23 protein-coding genes are annotated in these 25,854 nt (G+C 65.0%); 7 read left to right on the top strand and 16 right to left on the bottom strand.

Going from position 1 to position 25,854, the window contains the following annotated elements; translation table 11 throughout:
* Positions 1–232: 232 nt before the first annotated feature.
* Positions 233–1,192, top strand: coding sequence for an AAA family ATPase (locus HL671_RS15060; protein WP_172236844.1), 960 nt, complete (start codon positions 233–235; stop codon positions 1,190–1,192).
* Positions 1,193–1,197: 5 nt separating this feature from the next.
* The gene (locus tag HL671_RS15065; protein ID WP_172236845.1) at positions 1,198–2,574 is read left to right on the top strand and encodes a vWA domain-containing protein; all 1,377 of its coding nucleotides are present in this window, start codon (positions 1,198–1,200) and stop codon (positions 2,572–2,574) included.
* 149 nt (positions 2,575–2,723) lie between these two features.
* Here the strand turns inward: HL671_RS15065 and HL671_RS15070 are convergent, their stop codons facing one another.
* From HL671_RS15070 to HL671_RS15085, 4 genes are all read right to left on the bottom strand, one after another.
* Entirely contained in the window at positions 2,724–2,999 is a 276-nt protein-coding gene (locus tag HL671_RS15070) for a hypothetical protein (RefSeq protein ID WP_172236846.1), read from the bottom strand.
* 691 nt (positions 3,000–3,690) lie between these two features.
* Entirely contained in the window at positions 3,691–4,137 is a 447-nt protein-coding gene (locus HL671_RS15075; protein ID WP_012042853.1) for a RidA family protein, read from the bottom strand.
* A gap of 21 nt (positions 4,138–4,158) precedes the next feature.
* The gene (locus HL671_RS15080) at positions 4,159–5,862 is read right to left on the bottom strand and encodes a benzoate-CoA ligase family protein (RefSeq protein WP_172236847.1); all 1,704 of its coding nucleotides are present in this window, start codon (positions 5,860–5,862) and stop codon (positions 4,159–4,161) included.
* Positions 5,863–6,039: 177 nt separating this feature from the next.
* Positions 6,040–6,534, bottom strand: a complete 495-nt coding sequence (locus tag HL671_RS15085) for a MarR family winged helix-turn-helix transcriptional regulator (RefSeq protein ID WP_012042851.1) — start codon at positions 6,532–6,534, stop codon at positions 6,040–6,042.
* A 293-nt stretch (positions 6,535–6,827) separates the two neighbouring features.
* Here HL671_RS15085 and HL671_RS15090 point away from each other — a divergent pair, with 293 nt between their 5' ends.
* Together HL671_RS15090 and HL671_RS15095 are read left to right on the top strand one after the other, a co-directional pair.
* Positions 6,828–8,000 carry an ABC transporter substrate-binding protein gene (locus tag HL671_RS15090; protein WP_172236848.1) on the top strand — a complete coding sequence of 391 codons (1,173 nt, stop codon included), beginning with the start codon at positions 6,828–6,830 and terminating at the stop codon, positions 7,998–8,000.
* Positions 8,001–8,020: 20 nt separating this feature from the next.
* Positions 8,021–8,479: a cupin domain-containing protein gene (locus tag HL671_RS15095; protein WP_012042849.1), complete on the top strand. Its 459-nt coding sequence runs from the start codon at positions 8,021–8,023 to the stop codon at positions 8,477–8,479.
* Positions 8,480–8,602: 123 nt separating this feature from the next.
* On the opposite strand, the gene HL671_RS15100 is transcribed toward HL671_RS15095, so the two are convergent.
* The 4 genes from HL671_RS15100 to HL671_RS15115 all read right to left on the bottom strand — a co-directional run bounded on the left by HL671_RS15100 (position 8,603) and on the right by HL671_RS15115 (position 13,973).
* On the bottom strand, positions 8,603–9,850 hold the full coding sequence (locus tag HL671_RS15100; protein ID WP_012042848.1) for a flavin-dependent oxidoreductase: 1,248 nt from the start codon (positions 9,848–9,850) through the stop codon (positions 8,603–8,605).
* A gap of 54 nt (positions 9,851–9,904) precedes the next feature.
* Positions 9,905–12,253, bottom strand: coding sequence for a bifunctional salicylyl-CoA 5-hydroxylase/oxidoreductase (locus tag HL671_RS15105; RefSeq protein ID WP_172236849.1), 2,349 nt, complete (start codon positions 12,251–12,253; stop codon positions 9,905–9,907).
* Positions 12,254–12,338: 85 nt separating this feature from the next.
* Positions 12,339–13,175, bottom strand: coding sequence for an enoyl-CoA hydratase family protein (locus HL671_RS15110; protein WP_172236850.1), 837 nt, complete (start codon positions 13,173–13,175; stop codon positions 12,339–12,341).
* Between the two features lie 36 nt (positions 13,176–13,211).
* Positions 13,212–13,973 (bottom strand): SDR family NAD(P)-dependent oxidoreductase, encoded by a 762-nt coding sequence (locus HL671_RS15115; RefSeq protein WP_172236851.1) that lies wholly within the window; start codon positions 13,971–13,973, stop codon positions 13,212–13,214.
* Between the two features lie 285 nt (positions 13,974–14,258).
* Between HL671_RS15115 and HL671_RS15120 the strand changes: the two genes are divergently transcribed.
* Together HL671_RS15120 and HL671_RS15125 are read left to right on the top strand one after the other, a co-directional pair.
* Entirely contained in the window at positions 14,259–15,353 is a 1,095-nt protein-coding gene (locus HL671_RS15120; RefSeq protein WP_172236852.1) for an NAD/NADP-dependent octopine/nopaline dehydrogenase family protein, read from the top strand.
* A 38-nt stretch (positions 15,354–15,391) separates the two neighbouring features.
* Entirely contained in the window at positions 15,392–16,336 is a 945-nt protein-coding gene (locus tag HL671_RS15125) for a 3-hydroxybutyryl-CoA dehydrogenase (protein WP_012042843.1), read from the top strand.
* A gap of 13 nt (positions 16,337–16,349) precedes the next feature.
* Here the strand turns inward: HL671_RS15125 and HL671_RS15130 are convergent, their stop codons facing one another.
* From HL671_RS15130 to HL671_RS15150, 5 genes are all read right to left on the bottom strand, one after another.
* A complete protein-coding gene (locus HL671_RS15130) occupies positions 16,350–17,117 on the bottom strand; it encodes an ABC transporter permease (protein ID WP_012042842.1) in 768 nt (255 codons plus the stop codon).
* Positions 17,114–17,890 carry an ABC transporter permease gene (locus HL671_RS15135; protein WP_012042841.1) on the bottom strand — a complete coding sequence of 259 codons (777 nt, stop codon included), beginning with the start codon at positions 17,888–17,890 and terminating at the stop codon, positions 17,114–17,116. The genes HL671_RS15130 and HL671_RS15135 overlap by 4 nt, the downstream gene beginning before the upstream one ends.
* Positions 17,887–18,732 carry an ABC transporter ATP-binding protein gene (locus HL671_RS15140; RefSeq protein WP_012042840.1) on the bottom strand — a complete coding sequence of 282 codons (846 nt, stop codon included), beginning with the start codon at positions 18,730–18,732 and terminating at the stop codon, positions 17,887–17,889. Before HL671_RS15140 ends, HL671_RS15135 begins: the two co-directional genes overlap by 4 nt.
* 103 nt (positions 18,733–18,835) lie before the next feature.
* Entirely contained in the window at positions 18,836–20,542 is a 1,707-nt protein-coding gene (ilvD, locus tag HL671_RS15145; protein ID WP_172236853.1) for a dihydroxy-acid dehydratase, read from the bottom strand.
* Between the two features lie 32 nt (positions 20,543–20,574).
* Positions 20,575–21,552, bottom strand: a complete 978-nt coding sequence (locus HL671_RS15150; protein ID WP_172236854.1) for an ABC transporter substrate-binding protein — start codon at positions 21,550–21,552, stop codon at positions 20,575–20,577.
* 301 nt (positions 21,553–21,853) lie between these two features.
* Here HL671_RS15150 and HL671_RS15155 point away from each other — a divergent pair, with 301 nt between their 5' ends.
* Positions 21,854–22,204: a RidA family protein gene (locus HL671_RS15155; RefSeq protein WP_012042837.1), complete on the top strand. Its 351-nt coding sequence runs from the start codon at positions 21,854–21,856 to the stop codon at positions 22,202–22,204.
* A gap of 21 nt (positions 22,205–22,225) precedes the next feature.
* Here HL671_RS15155 and HL671_RS15160 read toward each other — a convergent pair whose 3' ends face one another.
* From HL671_RS15160 to HL671_RS15170, 3 genes are all read right to left on the bottom strand, one after another.
* Entirely contained in the window at positions 22,226–22,462 is a 237-nt protein-coding gene (locus tag HL671_RS15160; RefSeq protein WP_172236855.1) for a hypothetical protein, read from the bottom strand.
* A 220-nt stretch (positions 22,463–22,682) separates the two neighbouring features.
* Positions 22,683–23,027, bottom strand: a complete 345-nt coding sequence (locus tag HL671_RS15165; protein ID WP_012042835.1) for a hypothetical protein — start codon at positions 23,025–23,027, stop codon at positions 22,683–22,685.
* 375 nt (positions 23,028–23,402) lie between these two features.
* Positions 23,403–25,763 carry a TonB-dependent receptor gene (locus HL671_RS15170; RefSeq protein WP_041750595.1) on the bottom strand — a complete coding sequence of 787 codons (2,361 nt, stop codon included), beginning with the start codon at positions 25,761–25,763 and terminating at the stop codon, positions 23,403–23,405.
* Positions 25,764–25,854 lie beyond the last annotated feature (91 nt).

The raw sequence follows: 25,854 nt of genomic DNA on the forward strand, positions 1-25,854 counted from the left end.
GGATCGGTTCATATTCCGCTCGGCGTGATTCGAAGGGTCCGTCCGCTGGCGATCGGCTGCCATGCGGCCGAGACACCCACGCGCGCACTGGACAGGGCTGCCCGGTGCGCGTAGCCAGGACATAACACAATGCGAGGAAAAGTCAGGGTTTTCGCCTGACGCTTACGTCCAGGGACCGGAACGCCGACCAAATCTGCGCCGGGGTCCTGAGAGCAGGAACGGAGTTTCGTCAGTGGCTGCTTCCCCGGCCCCCTCTTCAGCCATCGCCGCGATCGCGGCCGTCGAAGCCGGCCTCGCCGCGCAGGGCTATATCGCCAGCCGCCAGATCGCCACCGCGGTCTACCTGTCGCAGGCGATCGACAAGCCGATCCTGGTCGAAGGCCCGGCCGGCGTCGGCAAGACTGAGCTCGCCAAGGCGATCGCCGCCTGGCGCGGCCTGAAGATGATCCGGCTGCAATGCTACGAGGGGCTCGACGAGGCCAAGGCGCTGTACGAGTGGAAATACGCCAAGCAGCTGCTCTACACCCAGATCCTGAAGGACAAACTCGGCGAGGTGCTCGGTGGCGCCCAGACCCTGCATGCGGCGCTCAGCCAGCTGCATGATTTCGGCGACGTGTTCTTCTCCAAGGAGTTCGTCGAGCCGCGGCCGCTGCTTCAGGCCCTGCTCGAGCCCGAGGGCTGCGTGCTCCTCATCGATGAGATCGACAAGTCCGACGCCGAGTTCGAATCGCTGCTGCTGGAAATCCTCTCCGACTTCCAGGTCACCATCCCCGAGCTCGGCAGCATCGCCGCCGCCAGGCCGCCGACCGTGATCCTCACCTCCAATTCCGAACGCAATCTCGGCGACGCGCTGAAGCGGCGCTGCCTGCATCTGCATATCGGCTTCCCCGAGCAGCGGCTGGAGGAGCGCATCGTCGAGAGCCGCGTGCCTGGCATCTCGCAGACGCTGCGCCGCCAGCTCGTAGCCTTCATCCACGACATCCGCTCGCTCGACCTGAAGAAGCAGCCCTCGGTCAGCGAGACGATCGACTGGGCGCGGGTGCTGGTGCTGTTGCAGGCGGCCGAGCTCGGCCATGACCTGGTGAAGGACACGCTCAACGTGCTCTTGAAATACGAGTCCGACATTGAGGTGGCGCTGCCCCAGGTGACGACCTTCGTCGCCAAGGCGCAGCGCCAGAACATCTTCGGGTAGGTACCATGCAGGAGAACCTGCATCGGTTCTTCCGGGCGGCGCGCGGCGCCGGCGTACATGTCTCGCCGGCGGAGAGCATCGACGCCATGCGCGCGGTCGCAAGCATCGGCCTGTCCGACCGCACGGTGCTGCGTGACAGCCTGCTGCTGACCTTGGCCAAGAGCGAGGACGAGAAGAAGGCGCTCGGCGCCTGCTTCGACCTGTTCTTCGCCCATGTCGACCCGGCGCAGCCCGAGGCCAAGGACGACGAGGCGCAGCAGGACGCGGCGTCCAGCGAGGCCCAGACAGCGCAGCCATCAGACCAGTCGGTCCAAGACGAAGCGAATGCCGAGCTCGGCCCTCTCGCCCAGATGCTGCTGGCGCAGAACAGCGCCGACATCTCGGCCGCCATCGCCAACGCCTCCAGCGCCGTCGGCCTGTCCGAGATCCGCTATTTCACCCAGCGCGGCTTGTTCTCGAGCCGCATGCTGGAAACGATGGGCATCCAGCGGCTGCGCGACGATCTGGATGCGCTAAACGACAGCAACCCGGCCCAGGCCGAGCGGCTGCAGGCCGCGCTCGACGGCCTGCGCGACACCGTGCGCGATGCGGTCGCGCAAGCGCTCGCTTTGTACGGCCGCGAGGAAACCGAGAACCTGCGTCACGAGATCCTGCGCAACGCGCAGCTGTCGCGCATCGAGCCGCGCCAGGTCGCGGAGATGCGGGCGCTGATCCGGCAGATCGCCCGCCGGCTGCGCGAGCGCTACAGCAAGCCGCGCAAGCGCCAGCGCCGCGGCCATCTCGACGTCCGCCGCACGCTGCGCCGCAACGCAGCCTGGGGCAGCGTGCCCTTCCTCACCGCGTGGAAACGCCGGCATCGCGATCGCCCGAAGATCGTGGCGCTGTGCGACGTCTCCGGCTCGGTCGCTCGCGTGTCCGACTTCTTCCTGCTCTTGATCCACAGCCTGCACGACGTCGTCAGCGACGTCCGCTCCTTTGCCTTCTCCGGCCACCTGATCGAGGTCAGCGAGATCCTGGAGCAGAAATCCGCCGAGGAGGCGATGGCCGAGATCATGCACAAGGTCGGCTTCGGCTCGTCCGACTATGGCTCCTCGCTGGTGGATTTCGAGAAACAGTTCATGGCCGCGGTGACCCCGCAGACCACCGTGATCGTGCTCGGCGACGCCCGCAGCAACAAGCTCGACCCGCGCGCCGACATCCTGAAAGCCATCGCCGAACGCGCCAAGCGCGTGGTCTGGCTCAATCCCGAGGGCCGCATGACCTGGGGCTGGGGCGACTCCGAAATGCCGCGCTACCAGACCTTCTGCAACGTCGTCCGACCCTGCGCCACCGCGCAACAGCTCGAGCGTGCCGTCAGCGACATCGTCTCGGCCTATCAGTAAGCCCCCGCTCTCACCCCGTCATTGCGAGCGCAGCGCCGCAATCCAGGGCCGAAGCAAAGAATCTGAACTGCGTCGTCGCGGAGCCTGTCCTCGGGCTCGCCGCAATAGCGATGGAGCAGCGCGTAGTCCGCTCTTATCGTCCCGCCGCGCTACCGTCCCCCCGCCGCCCGCTTCAACAACGCCGCGCGCTGCTGATCGGTGAAGCTCACACCCGACTTCTTCTCCACCACTTTCACCGCCCATGACCGCATCGGATCATCATCGACCCGCGCCGGCTCGCGCAGGATAGCGACGCCGATCTCCAGCATCTTGGCGTCGGCCTGATGCTCGATGCCGCCGCCACCGGCACTCACCAACGCGAATGCGCCGGCGGCAGCGCCGATGCCGGCCGCCAGCGCCGTTGTGAGGAATAGTTTCCAGTCCACCTAGGCCCCCTGCTCTCATCGCCACTGCGCCGCCACGCTCGAACAGGTTCGTGTCTGCGACATGGCCATCCTAAGCCCTTCCTTCGGCAGCAAGCGCGTCACCCGTCCACATTTGTGCGGTCCGTGACCGCGCACGGCGCGAGAACTGTGATCCCTGTGTGATTGCCCGTCGCGTTACCATGTCGCAGCAATCAGGCCTTGTACCGTCGGGCAAATCTCGACGATGGTTGCGCCCAACCTGGCTCGACGAAAGGGGCGTACGCGTCGTCACGTGACGTGAGGCAGGCTGCGGTGGACGCCGTTGCATCATGCGCTTGTTGCGCGGACGAGTGGTGCTGTGGCGTACGGTGAAGTCGTGATGTCCTGACACCCCGATGCTGGTGTCACGCGCGCAGCCATGCATGCGCATGGCGCGCGCAATGGTGACCAACAAGCCCGGCGCACCAGGGAGACCACGTATAAGCCGTCAAACCATCGCGCAGGGAAGGCCGGAATGTTCGGCCCACCTGTGGTTCCTGCCCCGTGCATTTTTGATCGCACGGGGGCCGCGGGTGTGGTGGACACCCGGCCTTTCCTGCGCCCTCGATCTTGCCGGGGGTGATCGATCAGCAAGGCTCGGACGCAGCGGCGCCGCGAGAACGCGATGTCACATCCTGAGATCTCAGCCAGCCTTCGCGTTCGGATCCCACGCTCAGCGCGGCACCACCGCGGTGGCCTCGATCTCGACACGCGCCGCCTTCTCGACCAGCCGCACCACCTGCACCAGTGCCATCGCCGGATAGTGGCTGCCGAAGATCTCGCGATAGATCCTGCCGAGTTCCTTCAGATTGCCGAGATACTCATCCATGTCGACCACGTACCAGGTCAGCCGAACGAGATGCTCGGGCCGCGCCTGGCCTTCGGCCAGGATGGCCGCGATGTTCTGCAGCGTCTGGCGCACCTGCGCCAGGAAGCCGTCGGCGAGCTTCTCGTGTTCGTCCCAGCCGATCACGCCGCCCGTGACCACGATCCGGCCCTCGGCGCTGATGCCGTTGGCGTAGCCTTTCGGCATCGGCCAGCCGCCCGGCTGCAGCACGCGCAGACCCTCGCTTTCGTCCTGCCTCGCCACGGCCGCGATGGGCGCTTTGGTCGTGCTCACAAACGTCTCTCCTTGTCTATCCTACGCGGCAGTGCCGGACGACGGCGAGGTTGCGGCTTGCGCAATCTGCCGCAAGGCAAACCGCTTGAGCTTGCCGGTCTCGGTCTTCGGCAACTGCGTCACGAATTCGATCGCCCGCGGATATTTGTAGGGCGCGATCTCGCGTTTCACATGCTCCTGAAGCTCGGCGACCAGCGCGGGGGTGCCCGCCACGCCCGGCGCCAGCACGACATAGGCTTTCACGATCATGCCGCGGGCCTCGTCCGGCGCACCGACCACTCCGCATTCGGCCACCGACGGGTGGGTCAGCAGCGCCGCCTCGACGTCCGTGCCGGCGATGTTGTAGCCGGACGAGACGATCATGTCATCCGACCGCGACTGGTACCAGAAGTAGCCGTCGTCATCCATGACATAGGTGTCGCCGGTGACGTTCCAGCCGTTCTGGACGTATTTGCGCTGGCGCTCGTCGGCGAGATAGCGGCAGCCGGTCGGCCCGCGCACCGCGAGGCGTCCCATCGTCCCCGGCGGCACGTCACGGCCCTCGTCATCGACGATCTTCGCCTCATAACCCGGCACCGGCTTGCCGGTCGCCCCGGGCCGGATCTCGTCCTCGACGGCGCTGATGAAGATGTGCAGCATTTCGGTCGAGCCGATGCCATCCATCAGCTTCAGCCCGGTGGCCTTGAGCCAGGCGTCGAAGGTCGGCTTTGGCAGCGTCTCGCCGGCCGAGACGCATTTGCGCAGCGAGGAGATGTCGCGCCCCGCAAGCTTGGCGAGCATGGCCCGATAGGCCGTGGGCGCCGTGAAGCAGATCGTGGCCTTGTAGCGCTCAATGGCGGCGAGGAGATCGTCGGGCGAGGTCTTTTCGAGCACGACATAGGATGCGCCGATATGCATCGGAAACAGCACGCCGCCGAAGCCGAAGGTGAAAGCCAGCGGCGCCGTGCCGATGAAGCGGTCGCTCTGGTTGGCACGCAGCACGTTGCGGGCATAGCCATCGCACACCGCGAGCATGTCGCGGTGGAAATGCATGGTGCCCTTGGGATCACCAGTCGTCCCCGAGGTGAAGGCGATCAGGCAGAGATCGTCGGAGGCCGTATCGACCGCCTTGAAGTCGGGGCTGGCATCCGCGATCAAGGCCTCCAAGCCATCGGGCTGGCCGCTGCCCCAATACACCACCTTTTGCAGCGCGGGCGCGACCGCGCGGGTCTTTTCCATCTCATCCGAAAGTTTGCCGTCGCAAAGCGCCAGGGCGATCTGCGCCTTCTGGATCGGGTAGGACAGCTCTTTCGCACGCAGCAGGGGCATGGTGGCGACGACGATCCCACCCGCCTTGATGACGGCGAGATAGGTCGCCACCATCATCGGATTGTTGGCAGAGCGCAGCAGCACGCGGCCGCCGGGCACGAGGCCGAGCCTGCCGACGAGCACGTTGGCGATCCTGTTCACCAGCGCCTGAAGCTCGCGATAGGTGTAGCTCACCTCCGCGCTGATGATGCATGGCGCGTCGCCCCGCCCCTCCTCGACCCAGCGGTCGACGAAATGGGTCACGCAGTTCAGGCGCGGCGGATACTGGTATTCCGGCCGGCTGAAAACGAAGTCGGGCCACAGCTCGCGCGGCGGCAGATGGTCCTGCGCGAACGTGTCGACGTGGGCGCTATGCGCCTTCGTTCCGTCCGGAAGTTGAGCCTCGTCGTGGATCTGAGCACTGGCGGCAGAGGCCATCTCACGCTCCTGTCTGAAGGAAAGGACACCCGGCACGTTTCAGTCCTAAACATTTTAGACTTAAAACATTTGGACGCAAGAGCGGAGGAGAGTTGAAGATTGTGCACTGCCCGCAAATTGTTTGAGCGTTTGCCGCCCGGCGCGGCGGCGCGGCCAAGCAACAGCGCTGCCCGAGCCTCAAGTCTGCCGGCGCTGCACGGCGTTCTGCGCCGATCCCTTGGTCTTGGCGAGCAGGCGCATCAGCTCACGCACATCCTTGGGCGTCAGCTCGCTGAACAGATCGGCGATCCAGGTTTCATGCTCGGCCGCCATCTTGCGGAATTCCGCGCGGCCGAGCTTGGTCAGCCGGATCACCTGGACGCGCCGGTCGGTCTCGGAGGTCCGGCGATCGAGATGACCGGAATCGACCAGGCGCTCGACCAGCCCGGTCACATTGCCGTTCGACACCATCATGCGCTTGGAGACGTCCGACAAGGTCATGCCGTCAGGGGCCTTGTCGAGCTGAGCCATCAGGTCGAACCGCGGCAGCGTGACGTCGAAACGCTCGCGCAGCCGGGTGCGGATCTCACCCTCGATCAGCGTGGTGCAGGTGAGGAGCCGCAGCCACAGCCGCAACTCCTCGGCATGGTCCTCGGGCAGCTCGACGGCCTTAGTCTCGGAATCAAGAGTCATGACGGAATCACATGCGGACGTTCAGCCCAAACGGGCGAGACTTGGGAGTTTGACCTTTCGGGCCTTCCCGGAGCAAGGAAAAACGTACCATCGCCACGGCACCGCGCGAGGCACGACAATTCCTTTAACCTTCAAGCAATTGGCGCGGCGCTTGCATGCGCGCCTGAACCACCCCGCAGCACGAGCAGCTCGCTTGCGGCCGGGGGCGGCATCAGACTAGGCTTGAGCCGGACTTGCCGTCTGGTCAGGTGCACAACGCATCGTCCTGAATTTCAGAATCCGGGGGAGTTGTCATGAAAGTGAGTTCGAAGCTGGCGGGGCTGGGCCTGGCCGCGAGCCTGTTGGCGCAGCCGGCGCTGGCCGCCGACAAGATCAAGATCGGCGTCATCGTCACCCTGTCCGGACCGGCAGCCGCGCTTGGCGGCCAAGTCCGCGACGGCTTCAATCTCGCGATCAAGGACCTCGGCGGCAAGATGGGCGGCAAGGACGTCGAAGTGATCGTCGCCGATGACGAGCTCAAGCCGGACGCCGCGATCACCAAGGTCAAGGGCCTGCTCGAGCGCGACAAGGTCGACTTCGTCGTCGGCCCGATCTTCTCCAACATGCTGCAGGCGATCCACCGGCCGGTCACCGAGAACAAGACCTTCCTGATCAGCCCGAATGCCGGCCCCTCCTCCTATGCCGGCAAGGAGTGCAGCCCGTTCTTCTACGTCACGTCGTATCAGAACGACCAGGTCCATGCGATCCTCGGCAAGGTCGCGCAGGACCGCGGCTACAAGCGGATGTATCTGCTGGTGCCGAACTATCAGGCCGGGCGCGATTCCGTCGCCGGCTTCAAGCTCGACTACAAGGGCGAGATCGTCGAGGAATCCTATGTCCCGCTCAACACGCTCGACTTCCAGCCCGAGCTCTCCAAGATCTCCTCGCAGAAGCCGGACGCGGTGTTCACCTTCATGCCGGGCGGCATGGGCGTGAACCTGGTCAAGCAGTTCAAGCAGGCTGGCCTTGCGGACACCATTCCGGTGCTGTCGGCCTTCACGGTCGACGAATCCACGCTGCCCGCGCAGCAGGATGCGGCAGTGGGCATGTTCGGCGGCGCCGACTGGGCTCCCAATCTCGACAATCCGCAGAGCAAGAAGTTCGTCGCCGGCTATGAAGCCGCCTACAACAGCGTGCCGGGAACCTACGCGATGCAGGCCTATGATGCGGCGCTGCTGATCGAGAGCGCCGTGAAGGCGGTCGGCGGCGACCTCGCCAACAAGGACGCGGTGGCGGCGGCACTGAAGAAGGCCGACTTCACCTCGCTGCGCGGCAGCTTCAAGTTCAACACCAATGGCTATCCGATCCAGGACTTCTATCTGACCAAGGTCGCCAAGCGTCCTGACGGCAAGTTCCAGACCGAGATCGTACAGAAGGTGTTCGAGAACTACGCCGACCGCTACGCCAAGGACTGCGCGGCCAAGTAACAACAGGGAGCGAAACCACCATGAATCATCCGGAAATCGCCGGCATTACCCGCGCCAATGAGGGCATCCAGGGCATCTCCTGGAACATCCTCGGCCAGATCTATGTGCCGAAGAACCGCACCGAGCACAGCTTCTCCTGGCACGCAACCTTCCCGGTCGGCACCTTCGTGCCGCCGCACATCCATCCCGACCAGGATGAGTACCTCTACATCCTCGAAGGCCGGCTCGATTTCTTCCTCGACGGCGCCGAGGAATATGCGACCGCCGGCGACACGGTGCGGCTGCCGATGGGCAAGCCGCACGGCATTTTCAACAAGTCGCAGCAGACCGCGAAGACGCTGTTCTGGGTGTCGCCGACGCGACGGCTCTACGAGCTGTTCTGGGCGATCCACAACATGCGCGAACAGAACCCGGACGATGTGGTCAAGCTCGCCGCCGAGCACAACATCCACTTCCTGCCGCCACCTCCGGGAGCTTAGTTCGGCCAAGGCGTTGATTTCCGAACTGTCGCTGAGAATGCGGTGCACTCCCTCTCCCCGTCCTTACGGGGAGAGGGGCGGGGCAAGGGGCAGCCCCAACGACGGTGTTGTATATGGGCCCGGCTACGACGCCTGCCGCGTCACCATCCGCGCAGCAAAGCCGGCCCGGCTCGCATAGCCGCGCACAATGGCCTCACGGGCCTCGTAGTTGAGGATCGTGTTGATGTCGGTGAAGCCCTGCGGCGCGAGTTGCTCGACCGCGTCGATGACGCCTTCCGGCCCGCCACGGCGGTTGGATGCCACGATGTCGGCCGTCATCGGCAGCCGCTTCTGCTCATAGGCCATCAGCGCCTGGCGCGGATGCTCGGAGCGGGCCAAGGCATCGGCGAGCGCGCGGGCATCGAGAATCGCCTGCGAGGCGCCGTTGGAGCCGACCGGATACATCGGATGCGCAGCGTCGCCCAGCAGCGTGACGCGGCCGCTCGACCAATAGGGCAGCGGGTCGCGGTCGCAGCATGGGTATTCCCAGAACTCCGGCGTCGCCCGCACCATCGCGGCGAAGTCGACCTGGGGAATGGAGAAGCCGTTGACATGCGGCATCAGTTCGTCGGCCTTGCCGAGCCGCGACCAATCCTCGCGCCGTGGCGGGGTGGTATTGGCATCGCCGATGCGCACCAGCACGGCCCAGTTGGTGAGGCGGGTCGCGGGGCTCGAGCCCTCGGCGATCGGATAGATCACCGCCTTGGCGTTGAGGCCGCCGGCAATGATCATCGAGCGGCCGGTCAGGAACACCGGCCAGTCGGTGGCGCCACGCCACAGCATCAGGCCGTTCCAGCACGGCGCGCCCTCATTGGGGAACAGCGTCTGCCGGACCTTGGAATGAATGCCGTCGGCGCCGATCAGCACGTCGCCACGGACGGTGTGGACATGGGCGCCGCTGCGGTCGAAGAAATAGGCGGTGACCCCGCCCTCGTCCTGCGTGAACGCGCCGAGCCGGCAGCCGGTGTGCACCTTGTCCGGCCCAAGCCGCTGCATCACCGCCTGATGGATCACGCTCTGCAGCCGGCCGCGATGGATCGAGAATTGCGGCACGTCGTGGCCGGCCTCGACGCCGCGGGTCTCGTGCCAGACCTCCTGGCCGCGCCGGGTCAGATAAAACAGCTCATAGGTCCGGATCGCGACCTCATCGAGCCGGTCGAGCAGCCCGAGTTGGGCCAGCTCGCGAATGGCATGCGGCAGGGTGTTGATGCCCACGCCAAGCTCGCGGATCGCATCCGCCTGCTCGAACAGCTCGCAGTCGATGCCACGCGCCCGCAGCATCAGGGCCGTGGTCAGTCCACCGATACCGCCGCCAACGATGATCGCCTTCATCGCTCTCTACTCCACTCGCACGGAACGCATGGGGCAGCAGCGTCGCATGGAGGCTTACTCCGCCGCAAGCGGCTTCGCAGCCTCGGCCCGCAGCTCCGCCCGCGTTTTCGGCTTAGCCTTAATCTTCAGCTCCTCGAAATCCAGCCGGTCGCGCACGCTGTTGCGAAAAATCTGCTCCTTGCCCGGCAGATATTGCGGCGGGCAGAACATGTCAGCGCCATACCAGGCGGCGGCCTTCATCGTGAAAGCGGGGTCGACCAGATGCGGGCGGCCGAGCGCGACGAGATCGGCGCGGCCGGCGGCGAGGATGGTGTTGACCTGATCGGCCGAGGTGATGTTACCCACGCACATGGTCGCGACATGCGCCTCGTTGCGAACCTGATCGGAGAACGGCGTCTGGAACATGCGGCCGTAGATCGGCTTCGCCTCGCGCACGGTCTGCCCCGTCGAAACGTCGACGAGATCGACGCCTGCCTCGCCGAACGCGCGGGCGATCAGCACCGCGTCGTCTCCGGTGATCCCGCCCTCGGCCCAGTCGGTGGCGGAGATGCGCACCGACATCGGCTTGTGCGCCGGCCACGCCGCGCGCATCGCCGCGAACACCTCCAGCGGAAAGCGCAAGCGGTTCTCCAGCGAGCCGCCATAGTCGTCGGTGCGCCTGTTGGTCAGCGGCGAGATGAAGCTCGCGAGCAGATAGCCGTGGGCGCAATGCAGCTCGAGCATGTCGAAGCCGCAAGCGTGGCCACGCTCGGCCGCGGCGACAAAGTCGGCCTTGATCGCATCCATCGACGCGCGGTCGAGCTCGCGCGGCACCTGGCTATCGGGGAAATATGGCAAGGGCGACGCCGACACGACCTCCCAGCCGCCCTGCTCCAGCGGACGGTCCATGCCGTCCCACATCAGCTTGGTCGCGCCCTTGCGGCCGGCATGGCCGAGCTGCAGCGCGAACTTGGCTTGCGAGTTGGCGTGGACGAAATCGACGATGCGCGTCCAGGCCGCCTCCTGCGCGTCGTTCCACAGACCGGCGCAGCCGGGCGTGATACGCGCATCGCGGCTGACGCAGGTCATTTCGGTGAACAGCAGGCCGGCGCCGCCGATCGCGCGCGAGCCGTAATGCACGAGGTGAAAATCGCCGGGAATGCCTTCCTCGGCCGAGTACATGCACATCGGCGACAGCACCGCGCGATTGGCCACCGTCATCTCGCGCAGCTTGAGCGGCTGGAACATCGGCGCGACCGGCTTGTCGACATCGACGTCAAAGCCCTTGGCACGAACCTGCCGCGCAAAGGCTTTGTCGACCTCGGCGACGAAGTCCGGCGCCCGCAGCGTCAGATTGTCGTAGGTGATGGCCTTCGAGCGCGTCATCACGCCAAACGCGAACTGCACCGGATCGAAGTCCCAGAAGCGATCGACATGCTCGAACCACACCAGCGAGACGTCCGCGGCGTGCTGGATCTTCTCGACTTCCTCGCGACGGCCATTCTCGTAAAGCTCGAGCGCGGCAGCGATGCTGGGCGCGCGCGCCATCGCATCGGCGAGCGCGATCGCGTCCTCCATCGCCAGCTTGGTCCCCGAGCCGATCGAGAAATGTGCCGTCGACTTGGCATCGCCGAGCAGGACCATGTTGTCCTTGACCCAGCGCTTGTTGCGGATCATCGGGAAGTTTCGCCACATCGAGCGGTTGATCAGCAGCGGATGATCGCCGAGGAACCAGCCGAAGATCTCCTTCATACGATCCGCGGATTGCCGCTCGTCCAAGCCGGTGAGGCCGGCCCGCTCGAATGTCGCCGGATCCGTCTCGAAGATCCAGGTCGAATGCCCCGCCTCATACTGATAGGCGTGCGCGATGAACGGCCCCCATTCGGTCTCCTGGAAGATGAAGGTGAAGGCGTCGAGCGGCTTGGTCGATCCCATCCAGGCAAACTTGTTGGCGCGCAGGTCGACCTCGGGCTGGAAATGCTCGACGTGCTTCTCGCGAAAGCGGCTGTTGATGCCGTCGGAGAGCAGAATCAGATCGGCACCCGCAAACAGCGCCTCGCTGTCGATGTCGACCTCGAATTGCAGGGTGACGCCAAGTTCACGAGCCCGTTCCTGCAGGATCATCAGCAGCGTGCGGCGCGAGCAGCCACAGAACCCGTTGCCCCCGACCCGGTGCACCGTGCCGCGGAAGTGCACCGCGATATCGTCCCAATAGGCGAACTCCTGGGTGATGCGCTGGTAGCTCGGCAGGTCGTATTTCTCGAAATTGTCGAGCGTAGCGTCGGAAAACACCACGCCGAAGCCGAACGTATCGTCGGGGCGGTTGCGTTCGTAGACCGCGATGTCGGCGCTCGGCCGCTGCTTCTTGAGCAAGATTGCCGCATAGAGACCCGCGGGTCCGCCACCGATGATCGCGATCTTCATGAACGCCTCCGCACGAGAGCCGAGCCAATGAAATTATTTTAACCCTAAAATATCTCCTGGCAAGCCCCTCCGGTTCCTTGCCCGGTCAATTCCCCTGAAACACCGGCTTGGATTTGGCGGCGAAAGCCTCGAAGGCGCGCGTGAAATCCTCGGTGGTCATGCACAAGGCCTGGGCAACTGCCTCGGCCTCGATCGCCTCCTCCACCGACATCGCCCATTCCATCGCCAGCATGCGCTTGGTCATCGTGTTGGCGAAGGTCGGGCCGTTCGCAATCTCGGTCGCCAAGGTGACCGTCTGCGCCAGCACATCGCCTGGCGCGACGATGCGGCTGAAGAAGCCCCAGCGCTCGCCTTCCTCGGCGCTCATGAAGCGGCCGGTATAAAGCAGCTCCGAGGCGCGGGACTGTCCGATGATGCGCGGCAGGATCGCGCAGGCCCCCATGTCGCAGCCGGCGAGACCGACCTTGTTGAACAGGAACGCCACCTTGGCGCCGGTCGCGGCGAGCCGGATATCGGAGGCCATCGCGACGATTGCCCCGGCGCCGGCGCAGATGCCCTCGACGGCGGCGAGGACAGGCTGCGGACAGGCGCGCATCGCCTTGACGAGATCGCCGGTCATCCGGGTGAAGGCCGTCAGGCCCTTGGTATCCATCTTCACCAACGGCCCGATGATCTCGAACACGTCGCCACCGGAGGAGAAATTGCCGCCTGCACCGGTGACGACCACGGCCTTGACGTCGTCATCGAAGGCGCAGGCGCGGAAGAAGTCGGTCAGCTCACGATAGCTGTCGAATGTCAGCGGATTCTTGCGCTCGGGCCGGTTCAACGTGACCGTCGCGACGCGGTCCTTCACCGCCAGCAGGAAGTGACGGGGCTGGTAGTCCGCCAACGGCAGGGTGACGGGATTGGCCGGTTTCGACATGATTGATTCCTTCCTGTTGTCGTCGGGTGTTGCCGATCATACTTCGCCGCCTGCGACAGCGATCGCCTGCCCTGTGATGGCGCCGGCGCCGGCACCGCACAGCCACACGACGGCGTCGGCGACTTCCTGCGGCATGATGAGCCGCCCTTGCGGATTGTGCTTGGCGAGCTCAGCGATCGCCTGCTCGCGGCTGCGACCGGTCTTCTTCATGATGTTGTCGACGCTCTCCGCGACGAGATCCGTGTCGGTGAAACCAGGACAGACGGCGTTCACGGTCACCCGCGTGGCAGCCAATTCCAGCGCCAGCGAGCGCGTGAGACCGACCACCGCGTGCTTGGCCGCGGTGTAGGCGCTGACATAAGGATATCCCTTCAAGCCTGCCGTGGACGCCACTGCGACGATGCGGCCGTAGGGTCTGCTCTTCATGGCGGGCAGCACCGCCTGCGCGGCATGCACGACGCCCATGAAGTTGATGTCCATCATGCGGCGGAACAACGCGGCGTCCGACTTCAGGAATGGCGCTGATTCTGCGCTGCCCGCATTTGCAACGAGGATGTCGATCGGCTGACGTGCCGCAGCCACGGCAACCGCTGCACTCAGTGCAGCCTGATCGGCAACGTCGGCGACCGCCGTGTGATCGGCACATCCAGCCCCGACCGCTTCATCGAGCGTCGCGCCGTTGCGGCCGACGATCGTGACAATTGCGCCGGCCTGCTTGAGCGCCCGCGCGATCTCGCGGCCGATGCCGCGTCCACCGCCGGTCACAACGGCATGTGCGGCGTGGGGAAGTCCGGACATGCGCGCGTCTCCTCCGATGTCAGTGGCAGGCCTCACCACGCAATTTATTTTAACCTTCAAATTTTTGCAACAACGCGCCTGATGCGGCTTGACTCCCCTGCCTCCCCGGCTAGCGTTCCTGCATCTGCTAAGAACAGCTTTGCTGCTCGGCGCGCACTGTCCGATGCCCCCACCTGCGTGTCGCGGGTTCGACGACGAGGGTTCTGCCGGCTGGAAGACCGGCGTCGAACGCGCTCCGGCGGCAGGCGTATCTGCGAGTTGCGGTTTGGACAGGGAGACTCGATCTTGAAGATTGCAGTGCTGGGGGGCGGCAATGGCTCCTTTGCGGCCGCAGGCGATTTCGCCCTCGGTGGTCACGAGGTGCGGCTGTGGCGCCGTGATGCGGAGCTGGTCGCCCAGCACAGAGCGGCGGGATCGACGATCATCGTCAAGGACGTCAACGGCCGACACGAGGCCAGGCTCGCCCTGGTCACGACCGACATCAGCGCGGCCGTTGCGGGGGCTGAGCTCATCCTCTGCCCCGCGCCGGCTTTCGCGCAAGCCGACATTGCGCGCCAGCTCGCGCCGCACCTCGTGGATGGCCAGGTCGTGTTCCTGCCGCCGGCCACGTTCGGCACCATGATCTTCGCGGCGGCCGCGCGCGATGCTGGCAACAAGTCCGTCGTCAGCTACGCCGAGACCGGCACCCTGCCTTGGCTGACGCGCAAGCACGACCTGTTCGAGGTCGCGATCACGATCCGGGCCAAGCGGCTCCCGGTCGGCGTGTTCCCGCTCAAGACGGCGGAGCACGCGCTCGCGATCATCGGCGGCGCCTTTCCCGGCGTCATCGAGCCATGCGGCGACGCGCTGTCGGGCGCGCTGATGAATGCGGGGTGCATCATTCATCCGCCGCTGATCGTGATGAATGCCGGGCCGATCGAACATTTCGAGCGCTGGGACATCCACAAGGAAGGCACGCAGCCCTCGATCCGTCGCGTGACCGACGCGCTCGATCACGAACGGATCGCGGTGCGCGAGGCACTCGGTTATGGCGCGCCGCATTTTCCGCTGGCGCACCACTATGCCAAGGAGGGCGAGATCTGGATGTATGGCCGCGGCTCGCATGACCGGCTGACGGATTCCGGTGATTGGCGCGAGCAGCTGGTGCTCACGCAGCACCGCTATATGCGGGAAGATCTGCGGCTCGGCCTGTCGTTGCTGATCTCGGCCGCCGAACTGGCCGGCATGCCCACGCCGCTCGCCCGCGCCTTTCTCGCCATCGGCGGCGCGATCTGCGGCGAGGACTTCATGGCGATGGGGCGGACGCTCGCAAGCCTCGGCCTCGGCGGTCTCGATCGCGCCGCGTTGCAAGCGCTGTTGGCTGAAGGATATGCGGCATGAGCCCGCGCGGTCACGTTGCCTGTCTCGGTGCAGGCCGCATGGGCCGCGGCATTGCGGTCGCCTTCGCCTATGCCGGCCATCCGGTCACGATGATCGACATCAAGCAGCGGACGCCGGACGAGTTCGCGCGGCTGCAGCGCGAGGCGCTCGGCGAGATCGAGGCCACGTTCGCCACGCTCACACGGCTGGGATTGCTGCAGGCCACGGATGCCGCGAAGCTGATGCGCAAGGTCGCCGTCGCTCCAGCCGACACCCGTGACGGCGTCCTGGCGCACACGATGCTGGTGTTCGAGGGCGTCCCGGAGATCGTCGATCTCAAGCGCGAGGTGCTGGCTGCAGCCTCACGCGCGGTCGCATCCGACGTGATCATCGCGTCGACGACGTCGACCATCCTGGTCGACGATCTCTCGGGCGCCGTGGAACGGCCGGAGCGCTTCCTCAATGCGCACTGGCTCAATCCGGCCTATCTGATCCCGCTGGTGGAGATCTCGCCGGGCCTTGCGACGGGTCCCGAAGTCACTGAACGCTTGAAGACGCTGCTCGAGGGGATCGGCAAAGTGCCGGTGGTCTGTGCCGCCACGCCGGGATTCATCGTGCCGCGCATTCAGGCGCTCGCGATGAACGAGGCCGCGCGGATGGTCGGCGAAGGCGTCGCGAGTGCCGAGGAGATCGACAAGGCGATCCGCTATGGCTTTGGCTTCCGCTTCGCGGTGCTCGGCCTGCTCGAATTCATCGACTGGGGTGGCGGCGACATTCTCTATTACGCCAGCCGCTATCTCGAAGGAGCGCTGCACAGCGACCGCTACCGCGCACCCGAAGTGATCGAGAAGAACATGGCCGAGGGCCGCATCGGCCTGCGCAGCGGTGCCGGCTTCCTCGACTATTCCGGCCTGGACGTCGCGGCCTATCGCGAGCAGCGGCTCGGCGCGCTGGTCGACATGCTCCGTCACCACAAGCTGGCGCGTCCGCCGGTGGTCGATTGAGCGCGCGGACTGATCAAACCGAGGGAAAGCCGCGCAGCAGGTAGGCACGCAGCCCCTGCAACAGGCCATTGAGGATGAGCCCCAGCAGCGAGATGGTGATCAACGGCACGAACATGTCGACCGCCTGGAAGGTCCGCGCCGCCGTGACCAGCACATGGCCCAGCCCATCGGTAGAGGTGATCATCTCGGCCAGGAACACCACGATGCACGAGATGACGAGGCCGATGCGACAGCCGGTCAAGATGGAGGGCATCGCCGCCGGCAGCACCACCTTCCACAACACGTCGCGCGGCGGCGTGCCAGCCGCGAGCGCCGACCAGATCAACTTCTGTTCGACGATGGTCGCGCCGTAGTAGGTCGACAGCAGGATCGGGAACAGCGCGTCCGCCGCCACCAGCATGATCTTGGATTCGTGGTTGAAGCCGAGCAGCAGCAGGAAGGCCGGATACAGCGCGACCTTCGGCAGCGGCGCCAGCACGCGCACGATCGGCCTGACCACGGCATTGACCGGCGGGCTGACCGCCGCGGCAATGCCGATGGACACGCCGAGCACCACCGCGATGGCAAAGCCGGCGAACAACCGAAACAGCGTGGCCGCGATATCCTGCTGAAATGTGGCACTGGCGAGCTGCTGCCCCATGCGCAGGAACACCTGCACCGGCGGCGGCAGCAGCGTAGCCGGCGCGTAGCCGAACGAGACGAGGCCCTGCCACAGCAGCAGGACCAGCACGATCGGCGCAGCGCCGAGCAGCCATTCGTTGGTCGTGCGCGTCGTGATCATGAGAAGCTCAAGGGCATGTCGAATTGCGGTTCCGACCAGCGCACCAGCCATCTCCGGATCGTCTCGAACACCGCGTCCAGGCAGATGCCCATCGCGCCGATGATGATGATCATCGCAAACACCGTGTCGTACTGGCCCATGTCGAGCGCATTGAACAGGATGTTGCCGGCGCCGGATTGCCGCGCGATCATCTCGCTCGTGACCATCGTGATCAGTGCCAGCACGAGGCCGGTGCGGCACCCGGTCAGGATCTCCGGCAGCGCGGCAGGCAGCACGATGCGCAGCAGGCGTTCGCCGGCCGACAGGCCCATGGCCGCGCCCGACCACAGCATCTTCTCTTCCACCGCCTTGGCGCCCTCGAAGCTGTGATAGATGACGGGAAGGCTGACGCCGAGAAAGATCACCAACGTCTTGGAGACGTCGCCGACGCCGAGCCACAGCATGATGATCGGCATCAGCGCCGCTTTCGGCACCGGGTAGACCAGCATCAGGAGTGGATTGAAGAAGGCAGCGGTCGCCCTGCTCCGCCCCATCAGCAGCCCGAGCGGAATCGAGAACGCGAGCGCCAGCGCGAAGCCGATCGCCATCCGCCGGAGCGAGGCCAGGATGTTGATCAGCGCTTCCTTGTCAGTGAGGATCGGCGGGATCGCGCGCAGCGAGTCGAGAGCCGTCGGAAAGCTGTCATTCTTCAACCCGAGCGAGGCCAGTTGCCAGGTCAGCAGCAGGCCGCAGCAGGCCAGCGCCGGCGACAAATGCTTCAGAGCGCCCTTCATGACGGCAGCTCGTTGTCGCCGGAATCGTCGAACATGCGCTCGATCTCGACGATGTAGTTCTGATAGCGCGGATCCAGCAGCAGCTCCTCGCGGCGGCGCGGCCGCGGCAGGTCGATGTCGATCACCTCGCGGATGCGGCCGGGCGAACGCGACATCATCACGACCTTATCGGACAGGAACACCGCCTCCTCGACCGAATGCGTGACGAACAGCACCGTCTTGCGATCCCGCTCCCAGATCTCGAGCAGATCATTTTGCAGGCGCGTCCGCGTATGCGCATCCAGCGCCCCGAAGGGCTCATCCATCAGCAGCACTTCAGGACCATAAGCGAGCGTGCGCGCCAGCGCGACGCGCTGCTTCATGCCGCCGGAGAGCTCCTTCGGATAGAACTTCTCGAACCCGGTCAGCCCGACCATGGCAATCAGCTCAAGCGCGCGGGCCTCCGCCTTCGCGGAATTCATGCCCTGCTGCAGCGGACCATACATCACGTTGCCGAGCACGCTTTTCCACGGAAACAGCGCAAATTCCTGGAACACAGGCCCACGATCGGTGCCAGGGCCGGTGATCGGCTTGCCCTTCATTTTGGCCGTGCCGCTGGTCGGGCTGACGAAGCCACCGACGATATAGAGCAAGGTGGATTTACCGCAGCCGGAGGGGCCGAGGATGGAGACGAAGGCGCCCTCCTCGACTGACAGCGAGATGTTCGACAGTGCGGTATGGTCGCGGCGCGACGACGTCTTGAACACCTGCGACACGTGGTCGATCTCGATGATCGGCTCGGCCGGACGACGACCGAGCGGAACGCCCGCGAGCTCGCCGGGTCGAATCGGGGTCACGCCCATGTCCGCTTCTCTTTTCGGTGCAGCACGCTCAAACGCTCCGTGATGTCAGGCATGACAGACCGCCAGATTAGCAAGAAACCTGCCAATCGTCGTCTCGCGCGACTCATTGCTGCTCCTGATCGAACCACGGCCAGTCCGCGGGTCCTTCATGCGTCACGGCGCCGAGCGGTGCCTGGCCGACGAGCTTGGCATATTTCGCCAGCGCGCCGGCGCGATGCCGTGGCGGCCGCTGCGACCACGCGGCGCGACGGGCCGCGAGCTCGGCGTCGTCGAGCAGGACGTCGAGCGTGCGCGCTTTTGCATCGATGCGAATCGGATCGCCGTCGCGCAGCAGCGCCAACGGACCGCCGACGAAGGCTTCCGGCGAGACATAGCCGATGCACATGCCGCGCGTCGCTCCGGAGAAGCGGCCGTCAGTGATCAGCGCCACCTTCTCGCCCATGCCCTGACCGTAGATCAGTGCGGTCACACCGAGCATTTCGCGCATGCCGGGACCGCCGACCGGCCCCTCGTTGCGGATGATCAGTACCTCGCCCGCCTGATAGTTGCGCGCGCGGACGGCGGCGACGCAGGCTTCCTCATCCTCGAATACGCGGGCCCGCCCCTCGAATACGAGGTTCTTCAGGCCGGCCACCTTGATGACCGCGCCGTCAGGCGCCAGATTGCCCTTGAGCACGGCGACGCCGCCATCCGCCATGATCGGGCTGGCCGGATGAAACACGATCTCGCCATCGGGCGCATTGGCGGCCCCATAGTCCTCGGCAAGCGTGCGGCCGGTCACCGTCATGCAGGAGCCGTCGATATGGCCGCTCTCGATCAGCGCGCGGATCACAACGGCCGCGCCGCCGATGTCATAGACGTCCTTGGCGGTGTACTTCCCGCCCGGCCGGAGATTGCCGATCAGCGGCGTGCGGGCGAAGACCTCGCCGACATCGTCGAGCGTGAAACGGATGCCGGCTTCGTTGGCGATCGCCGGCAGATGCAGCGCGGCATTGGTCGAGCCGCCGGTGGCGGCGACGATCGCCGCACCGTTCTCCAGGGCCTTGCGGGTCACGATATCGCGTGGCAGCGGCCTACCACGAGCCAGCATCTGCATGATCAGCCGGCCGGCCTGCCGCGCGACATGGGCGCGCTCGGCATAGACGCCGGGGATCATCGAGACGTTGGGCATCGACAGGCCCATCGCCTCGGACAGCATGCCCATGGTGTTGGCGGTGAACTGCCCGGCGCAGGCGCCGATGGTGGGCAGGCACGACCGCTCGATGCCCTCGAGCGTCGCGACATCGATCTCGCCGGTCATGTAGCTGCCGACCGCTTCATACGAATCGAGCACCGTGAGCGTCTTGCCCTGGAACTTGCCAGGCAGAGCGCTGCCGCCATAAATGAAGATCGACGGCACGTTGCAACGAACAATGCCCATCATGACGCCCGGCAGGGTCTTGTCGCAGCCGCCAAAGCCGATCAGCGCGTCATAAGCGAGACCATGGACCACGGCCTCGATCGAATCCGCGATCAGTTCGCGCGAGAACAGAGAGAACTTCATTCCCTCATGGTTCATGCTGATGCCGTCCGACACCGAGATGGTGGCGAATTCGCGCGGCGTCCCACCGGCTTCGGAGACGCCCGTCTTGGCGGCGTCGACCTGGAAGTCGTGCGTCATGTTGCAGGGCGTCTGCTCGCCCTTCTGGCTGACGATGCCGATCATCGGCTTGGCGATGTCGGCATCATCCAGCCCCATCGCGCGCATGAAGGCGCGGTGCGGGGCACGATCGAGCCCCTCCACCGTGACGCGCGAGCGCAGCTTCCTCATCGACGACGACCTCCGCCCAAAGCGCTCGCTCCTTACTGGATCGGCGCGACGATCGTGGGATGTTTGAACTGGGCGACGTCGAGTTTCGGCAGCATGCCGGTCTCGGCGTAAATGTCGAGCATCTTCTGGATCGCAGGGAAGTTCGGCGCGGCCACGGGATCACGGCCGAAATCATTGTCCTTCAGGAGGTAGGTCTCGATCACCGGCACCGGCACCTTCATCACTTCGGAGACGACCTTCAAGGTCTCGTCGCGATTGGCGAGCGCCTTCTTCATGCCTGCGGTGATGTCGCGGACATAGGCCTTCACCAGATCCGGGTTCTTGTCGACAAAGTCGGCGCGGCAGGCTTCGAGGATATGGACGATGTTCGGCATCGCCTCCGAGAGCTGGAACAGCTTCCGCGTGCCCCCCTTGGCCTCGGCGCGCGCCGCGAACGGCTGGTTCATGTTGACCGCATCGACACGGCCCTGGCGCAGCGCATCCTCGGCCACGGCGAAGCCGACCTCGACCAGCTTGATGTCCTTGGCGGGATCGAGCCCGGCCTGCTTCAACAGCAGATTGAACGGCCCCTGCGTGCCGCCGCCGATCACGGAGATGCCGACCGTCTTACCTTTGAGGTCGGCGATGGTCTTGATCGGCGAATCATCCTTGACCGCCCAATACACCGAGAAGCCGCCCGGCTTCTCGTAGACATGCTGGGCGACGATGTAGGCCTTGAGGCCGCCACCGACCACACCATTCGACAGCGACAGCGGCGCCTGTGTCGCGCAGTCGAGCGCACCGGCAGCCAGCGCCTGGGTCATCGGTGCCGTTCCCTGGAACTGGGTCCACTCGATGGTGTAGGTCTTGCCGAGGTCGGGAAACTCGGTGGGACGCTTCATCATCCAATACTTCGATTCCTCCGCCGGAATGGTCCAGCCGACGCGGATCGTCTGTTGAGCAAATGCCGGCCCCGCACTCGTCGCCAGCGCCAAACTTGCCAGCACCGCCAGCATCACCTGTTTCCGCATCACGCCCCTCCGCCAATCCATCAAGGAACCTCGCGGAGAATGTTTCATGTCTCAAATATCGGTGCAAGCGCGGAAAACGCCCTTGCCTTGCCTGCCCCGTGAGCAAGATCTGCTTCGCAGCGCGACAAGGCCGCACCGTCAGGACTGCCGCGCTCCGTGTGCCGCGCCGGCTCCGGCAACGCAAGGTCGCGCGCCGCCGAACGAACAAGGCCGGCGATTCCGGCCGTTCAGCCGACTGGCGCTGCCGCGCCGCACGCGCTAGGGAGAGGCCCCCGAATTGATCCTTCCAGGAGTTCTCTCGATGTCGATCCAGCGTTTTGAAACCGGCCCGCGCATGAGCCAGGTGGTCGTTCACGGCAATACCGTCTATCTCGCGGGTGTCGTGGCGCAGAAGACGGCCGGCGAGAGCGTCACCAAACAGACCGAGGAGATCCTCTCGATCATCGACGGTCATCTCGCCAAGGCCGGCACCGACAAGTCGAAATTGCTGTCCGCGACCATCTACCTCACCGACATCAAGACGTTCGGCGAGATGAACGCGGTCTGGGATGGCTGGGTGTCGGCCGGCAACACCCCGGCGCGCGCCACCGTCGAGGCCAAGCTCGCGGCGCCGCAATACACGGTCGAGATCATGGTGATCGCGGCCAAGTAAGCCGCTGCGGCGGCCACGGCATCAGTCGGTGCCGCGGCGGCCGGTGTTGCGATTGAGCGGATCGCGCCGCTCGCGCGTGAGCCCTTCCGGCAGCACCGGCTCGGTGCCCGGAAGCGGCTCGGCGCGCACATCGGCGCCCCACTGCTCCCGTTGGCGGGGCGTCGTGTCGCCCTTGACCTGTTGCGGCTGCGGCAGACCGTCCTTGCTGACGGAGTCGTAGGCGCCGGAGCGCAGGTCGCGCGTGTCTCTGCCTGTCATGCCCTCTCAACAAGCATGGTCGCGCATTCGTTCCTGGTCGCCGGCCCACCAAAACCACTCCAAAGTCAAGACCGCATAATCTGGGTTCGGCGTGGCAAGCTCCGCTCCGGACATCGCGGCCAACCTCGTATGAGGAGCCACGCGAGCGCCGGCGCGGCCTTAGCCCTGTGACAGATCATCGCGACACCTCGCCGCAGCAGATACGGAGGCCAACGACTCTTCAATCAGCCTTCTTCGGAAACGCCTTGACAGCGGTCCGACGCCGCTTCGACGCAACCCGTGACCCGCGGATGCGGCGCTTTCGAAACTCCAAGCCGCACATCACGACATCGATGCTCTCATGCGGCAGCCGCAGTCGTCGACCATGGAACCCAAGCCACCTCTCGACCTGTCGAACATGGACCCGAGCAAGCTCGAATCGGCGCGACAGCTCATCACGCGTGTGAAGCGATGCAATGTCGACGATGTAGTCGAGCCGCTCCGACGGAGTACGGCCGACGAGCTGTGCGTAATCGCTAGCAAGCAATAAATCTATAATCTTCTCAGGCAGCTCCGGCTTACCCATCTTCCATTCCCAAACCCGCCGTGCGTGCCCGCCGAGACAGGCCTGTGGGCCGCCGGCATGAGCCATCACGACGTTCACCGATGATCATGCGACCGCCTCTCCTCGGCGAACGCCGATGACGAACTCCGCTTGGATGAAGGTTGCAGGCCGACGTTCGGCTTGTCCGGCCGCCCCTGCGCATCAGTCAGGGGGCGCCAGCGGGCCGCAATCGCGAGAGACCAACATCAAGCTGAATTCACGTCGGCACAGCCGAGCCGCATCGTTCACGACTTGACATCACGCCACAAAAACTCAGTTCGCATGATGCCCAACAAGCAAGACCCCGCCGCGCATCCGGCGCGCGGCGGATCATTGCTCTTTCGCCGGATCGATCCCTCAGAAGTTGAAGGTCGTGGAGACGAGATATGTCCGTGGTGCCCCCAGTGTGATCACGCCGCTATAGGCAGACGCCCAATAGGCCTTGTTGAATACGTTCTCGACGCTGGCCCGCACCACGATCGGCTTGCCGTTCCACGGCGAGGTGAACGTATAGCGGGCGCCCAGATCGACCCGGGTCCAGTCCGGCAGCGACAACGTATTCGCCTGATTGACGTATTGCGCACTTGTGTAGATCACCCGCCCCGTCAAAGTCAGGTCGCGCACGAACGGCGTATCCCATTCGGCCCCGAGATTCACCGCCAGTTGCGGAACACCGATGGCGCGCTTTCCGTCATAGGTCCCGTTGGTCGTCTTCTCCTGAACCGCGTGGATATAGGTCACGCCGCCCAGCACGCGGAACTCCGGCGTGATCTCGCCAAATATGTTGAACTCTGCGCCCCGATTTCGCTGCATGCCATCGAGTTGTTGCGTCGAGCTGCTCCCGCTGACGACCGTGATGGCGTTACGTTGACTGATGTCAAACAGACTGGCGGTCGTCGTAATGCGACCGAAGTCGACCTTGATGCCGGTCTCGGTCTGCTTGGTCGACGTCGGCGGGAATACAGTTCCGCCGTTGGCAAACGTTCCGGGAACGATGACCGGTGTCTGCAATCCCTCGACGTAATTGGCATAAAGCGAGACGCGATCGACCGGCTTGACGATCACGGCATAGGCCGGCGTCCAGACCGACGCATCCTTGAAGGGCCTGCTGTTTGCCGCCGCCACATAATCCGTCACCTCCGTGCCTGCCGTCTGACGCCGAGCGCCTACGACGAACTGAAGACGGTCGTTGAACAGCGACATGGTGTCAGATACGCCGACGCTCCACAGATCGACCCCGGTCATCTGGTTGAGACGCACGTAATTGTAATTTGGCGCAGGTGCGTTTACCGGCTCAGTGTAGAGATTCCAGCTGGTCGAGATCGCCCCCGCCGCCGCGGCTGTCGCCGCGCCCGGCCTGCTGACCGGCCAGAGGACGCGCTGATTATAGGTGCGATCAACAATCGAATAGCCAACATTGATGGCGTGGTTGACCGGTCCGGTATCGACCTTGACCCGAACGCCGGCTTCGCCAGCAAATGTCTCGTAGGTCTCCTTGCCCTGCCCTGGGACCGCCGATAAGGCGCCGGCGTTGGAGTTGAGGGTCGGCGACGGATAGGAATAGTTGATATTGCTATCGTGGTACCCGAACGAGGCGTAGGCCGTGATGCGATCGCTGAGATCGACCTCGCCCTTCACGGTGGTGAAGAAATCGGTCGGCGCGTAATACGCCCATGGCACCTGGAAATTCAGCCCGGCCTTTGGCGGGTCTGGGATCTGGGTGACGGCACCAACGCCAAAGAAGCGAAGCGGTGGCTTCAGATTGTCGGCCTGGTATCCGATGTCGACAGCCAGACGCGCGTTCTCGCCGCGGTAGTCGAGCCCAAGCGCCACGTTGCCCAGCTCGTCAGTCTGCCGGTTCCAGGGCGTGTTGCCGTTCGAATAGGAGCTGTTCAGCCTGACGCCCCACTCCTTGTGCTCGCCATAACGGCGGCTGACGTCGATCTGCTCGCCGAATTGCGACTTGGAGGCATAGGTTCCCGTCAGCTGCGTGATATCGACATCGGGCGCGTGCTTGGTGATCAGGTTGACGCTGCCGCCGACCGCGCCGCCGCTGGACGCGCCGGTTCCGCCCACCGTCATACCGTTGAGAAGCGCGCTCGGCCCCTTCAACAGCTCGACGCGTTCGATGAAGTTCGCCCCTGTCGAATAATAGGGCGCGATGCCAGCGAGGCCGTTCAGCGCATAGTCGCCGCTGTCGTAGAAGAAGCCGCGGATGAAGAGACCGTCGGCCCCGCCACCGGCCGCCTGGGTCACCCGCACCGACGGATCGTTGATCAGGACGTCGCGGATCGTGCGCGCCTGCTGGTTCTGCATCAACTGCGCGGTGAAGCTCGTCTGATTGAACGGCGTGTTCATCACCCCGCGATTGCCGAGCAGCCCAAGTCCGCCTCCGCTCGCCACCTGCCCGCCGGCATAAGGCGCCGGCGGCGCGCCGATCGTTCCGGTCGAGGGGGTGACATAAGGGACCGGAGCCGTCGTCGGCGGCGGGCGATTACGGGTCTCGGCGCGGCGCTGGACGGCCCGGCTCGGCGATGCTTGCGCGCGCTGGACAGATTGTCGCGGCTTCTGCTTGGGCGCGTCCACCGTCACGTCCGGCAATTGGGTTTGAGCAAAGAGCGGCCGTACTCCGCCCGGATCTAACGTCAACGCAATTGTGCTTACAGCAGCCAACAAGATCAAACGTCGGGCATTTGCGCCCGTATCGCGACAAGCCATTTTGACACCCCGTACTACCAAGTTCCACACTGGTCCTTGGCGCTCCTAACACACGGGTATTCGGGGATGGCGTCGCCGATCATAGAACCCA

Origin of the sequence: Bradyrhizobium denitrificans (assembly GCF_013179005.1) — a bacterium.
GTDB lineage: Bacteria > Pseudomonadota > Alphaproteobacteria > Rhizobiales > Xanthobacteraceae > Bradyrhizobium > Bradyrhizobium denitrificans.